Annotated in this window: 8 protein-coding genes; 1 reads left to right on the top strand and 7 read right to left on the bottom strand. The window is 67.4% G+C overall.

Annotated elements, in window-relative coordinates:
* From PMES_RS16010 to PMES_RS15995, 5 genes are all read right to left on the bottom strand, one after another.
* A partial coding sequence (locus PMES_RS16010) for a hypothetical protein (RefSeq protein ID WP_159966728.1) occupies nt 1-193 on the bottom strand: 193 nt, incomplete at its 3' end.
* Nucleotides 169-396: a hypothetical protein gene (locus PMES_RS16005; RefSeq protein WP_159966727.1), complete on the bottom strand. Its 228-nt coding sequence runs from the start codon at nt 394-396 to the stop codon at nt 169-171. The genes PMES_RS16010 and PMES_RS16005, both read right to left, overlap by 25 nt.
* 10 nt (nt 397-406) lie before the next feature.
* Nucleotides 407-541: an SH3 domain-containing protein gene (locus PMES_RS16890; RefSeq protein ID WP_268892433.1), complete on the bottom strand. Its 135-nt coding sequence runs from the start codon at nt 539-541 to the stop codon at nt 407-409.
* 254 nt (nt 542-795) lie between these two features.
* Nucleotides 796-1,554, bottom strand: coding sequence for an N-acetylmuramoyl-L-alanine amidase (locus PMES_RS16765; RefSeq protein ID WP_236549851.1), 759 nt, complete (start codon nt 1,552-1,554; stop codon nt 796-798).
* Nucleotides 1,555-1,561: 7 nt separating this feature from the next.
* Nucleotides 1,562-1,951 carry a phage protein GemA/Gp16 family protein gene (locus PMES_RS15995; protein ID WP_159966726.1) on the bottom strand — a complete coding sequence of 130 codons (390 nt, stop codon included), beginning with the start codon at nt 1,949-1,951 and terminating at the stop codon, nt 1,562-1,564.
* A gap of 48 nt (nt 1,952-1,999) precedes the next feature.
* On the opposite strand from PMES_RS15995, the gene PMES_RS15990 reads away from it, so the two are divergent.
* Nucleotides 2,000-2,218, top strand: a complete 219-nt coding sequence (locus PMES_RS15990) for a hypothetical protein (RefSeq protein ID WP_159966725.1) — start codon at nt 2,000-2,002, stop codon at nt 2,216-2,218.
* Here the strand turns inward: PMES_RS15990 and PMES_RS15985 are convergent.
* Both PMES_RS15985 and PMES_RS15980 read right to left on the bottom strand, forming a co-directional pair.
* The gene (locus tag PMES_RS15985; protein WP_159966724.1) at nt 2,184-2,582 is read right to left on the bottom strand and encodes a hypothetical protein; all 399 of its coding nucleotides are present in this window, start codon (nt 2,580-2,582) and stop codon (nt 2,184-2,186) included. The two genes, PMES_RS15990 and PMES_RS15985, sit on opposite strands and share 35 nt — an antisense overlap.
* A 5-nt stretch (nt 2,583-2,587) precedes the next feature.
* Nucleotides 2,588-3,232: a DUF3164 family protein gene (locus tag PMES_RS15980; protein ID WP_159966723.1), complete on the bottom strand. Its 645-nt coding sequence runs from the start codon at nt 3,230-3,232 to the stop codon at nt 2,588-2,590.
* Nucleotides 3,233-3,245: the final 13 nt, after the last annotated feature.

Below are 3,245 nucleotides of genomic sequence, written 5' to 3'. Positions count from 1 at the left end.
CGTAATAGATCCGCTCGACCATCAGCGCGGCCGCGATCGCGAAGATCGGCCCCTCGATCCGCGCGAGATTGCGCAGATCGAGCAACGAGTTCCAGGCGCGCCTGATAGCGATCGCGTTGACGAATGCGCAGCCGCAGGCAAGCACCAGCACGACATGGCTCGCCAGGGTCACGGCCGACCAATGCAGTCCCATGGCTTACCCGATGCGCTTGGACGCCTTGATCCGGCCGTAGATCGCGCCGACGCCGCCACCAGGTCCAGGGCGACACGCACCAGAGCGGCCTGGTCGGCCGGCGAGACCGCGTAGCCGAGCAGCCCCAGAGCGCCCGCGGCAAGCGCTGCGCCGCCGCCCCAGATCGTCTTGCTTGCGAAGATGGATTTGCTGTCGTGAAACATCTGTTTTCCTTCAGGTTTGATCGTGGGTCGTGGTGTAGCTGCGCGCGATCCAGCCCTGGTTTCCGCCATAGACGGTCTCGATCCAGCGCCGGCCCCCGAAGGTGCCGAGCCGCAAGACAGGCACCTCGGTGCCGTCCGGGATCAAGCGGCGGGATATCTCCCGGCTCCTCGCGGCCGAGGATGCGGGCGCGGATGGCGTCCAGGGGAAAGAGCGGGTTGGCATCGATCTTGCGCCCTGGCGAGACATACCAATGCGCGCGGATGTCCTTCAGGGTCGGAATGCCAGCAAAGAGCGCGCCGAGGAGCTCGATCACCGCCGTGATCTGTTCGGGCGTGTAATCCATCCACAGGCCAGCGCCGTGTTCGGGCGTCTCGGCGGCGCGGATGCCATACGCCTCGTTATCGTAGGTCTCCTTGAACCACGCCGCCGAGCGGCCGGGCCCCGCCGGTGTCAGCTTGATAATGCGAGCGGCCGGCATGACCCGCGCGGCGGTTCGTGGGCACCTGCTGGACGATCTCGCCGCCCCGCTCGACCACGAAATGCACCGACACGCCGGCATCGTTCTGCGCCAGATAGCGCGCCGAATTGCCCGCCTCGAGCCTGCCGGCGGTGTCATGCACGACCACGAGCTCGGGCACGATCGGCCCGCCGATGGTGCGGGCGGGGGTCATGGGGATCGATGCGATGTGATGGTGTTCGAGGCGCATTGCCGAAAATGGCAAACGCATCTGGCGCTCGTCGCGCATGCGGGCGCTGATCCGCTCGACGCTGCGCTGGTGCAGATCGCAGGCCAATGCAACCTGGCGAATGGTGCGTCCCTCCGACAGGAGCCACGCGGCCCGCCGGCGCCGCGCGGCCTGCCCGCGAAACTCTCCCATCGGCAGCACGATCGCGCCGGGGCCGAACGCCTCGATCAGGGCGTCAACGGTCCGCACGCCAACCTGCGCCGCGAGCTTGCCGCCATCGGCTTCGTGCGGGATGCGGATCTTCGCCCCGCCAAAGCGGCGCAGCAGCCGCTCGGTCTCGAGATCGCCAAGCGCCTCGATCAGGCGCTCCACCGCGACCTTGGCCGCGATCTCGGCGCGCGCGGCCTCGACATCGACGCCGCGCACCCGCTCGAGATACCGCAGCACCGCGTGGTCTGTCACCCTGATCATCCGCATTTTATCTCTCCGTACTGATACCGCGCCCGGCATCGCGCAGGCTGTCGATGTCGATCGGCACGGACTGCCATTTGCCCTCGAAGCGCGATCGGATGAAGGCGTTGAGCCCGGCGCGGCCTGGGCGCTCGAGCGCGCCATCCTCGCCAAGCAGCCGCCACAGGACATGCACGTAGCGAAGATCGGCGCGCGGCGCGGCCGGGCGGGTGCCGCGCCGCTTCGCGCCCCCGCCCATCTCGTCCAGCCGGGTCAGCACGGCACGCATCTGCGCATCGTCCATCTGCGACAGGCTGTCCTGGCCGGTCACGGCCAGCTGCAGATCGCGCCGCTCCTCCTGCCCGAGGCCGAGCGTGCGGCAGCTGGCGAAGATCGCGCGCTGGAGGGTCCGGCTCATAGGCAACTCCTCTCGCAAGACGGGCTGTTATATGCAGGCAGCGCCGGAATGCGCGCCAACGCATTCCGGCACCTGTCGCCCTCAGACCTCACCATCCAAGGACGCATTCCGGTGCTCACGCTGCTGGCCCGGCAGGGAACGGTGAGCAAGGAAGACCTCGAAAATCACCTTTACACGTTGTGCGAAGCCGACAAGGCCACCTTCGTTGACCGCGCGGCAATGCATGGCGCCATCAAGGCGCTGAACGGCACGCCGCCAGTGGGCTAGGCCGCGGCACGTCATACGCCGCCCTCGCGGTCATGTCGTCCTCCGCCGACCACGCCAGTGCTTTGCGGCGCACCGCACCGGGATCGCAGGCATCCTCGCGCCCACGCGGCGCAGGGCGCACGGGCGCCGGGGCCAAGGGACGCGAGAGCCCGGCCGCTGCCGGCTCGGGCACTTCGGCCGCCGGCTCGGGCTGTGTCTCTTCCTCTGGCGCGCCGGGCACGGCCGTGTCCCCGGCGCTGCCAAGGCTGCGCACGAAGAGCTCGGCATGGGCGCGTGTATAGAAGAGGCCAAGCACTTTATGCTCGGCCACCTCGAAAGCCCCCCCGTCGATGGGAGCAATGCGAAGATCCTTGTCTGTCTGCATGTCACTCATGCCTTGGCCAGATCGATCGTGACGGCCTGCCACGGCGCATCAGGGGCGGGCCGGCGATAACAGCGGATATAGGTCTTCGATCCGACGATCCGCATCGCGTCGCGGATCGCATCCATCGCCCGCTTCCACCGTGCATCCTCGATCTCGAGACGCAGGAGCATGAAGATCTCCGAGCGGTTGATCTGGCCCGCCTTGTCGGTATTGAAGGCCCGCGTGACGATTGCCGCGATCTCGGGGCGGCTCTCGGCGGACCATTCGGTCAGGCATTCGTCGATCAGCTCTTTCGCGACCTGCAGCTGCGGCCCGAAATCGATGTGATCGGCGACCTGCACGCTGATCTTCATCAGGCCATCATGGCTCGCGAAGGTCTTGTTGCCCTTCGCGCCGCCCTTGCTGGCGCCGTAGTCCTGGGCGAGCAGAGCCTCGAAGGCACCGAGATCCTCGAAGGTGTGCCCCTTGAAGCGGGCAACCTGCTCGCTGAGCGCGGTGGCATAGGTCATGATCTTGCGCACCGTTTCGTCCTCGAGCAGGTCGGCGGGCCGGATCAGATCGACAGGCACAAGCGCGCCCTTGGCATCGGCGAGATACTCGCGCCCCGATAGGGTGATCCGGCCGTCATCGGTGGTGGGATGGTCGCTCATCAATTTGCTCCTT

The sequence above is a fragment of the Profundibacterium mesophilum KAUST100406-0324 genome (assembly GCF_009835145.1).
Taxonomy (GTDB): Bacteria; Pseudomonadota; Alphaproteobacteria; order Rhodobacterales; family Rhodobacteraceae; genus Profundibacterium; species Profundibacterium mesophilum.
The sequence above is the reverse complement of the archived record's forward strand: the minus strand, read 5'-3'. Positions and strand labels throughout refer to the sequence as shown.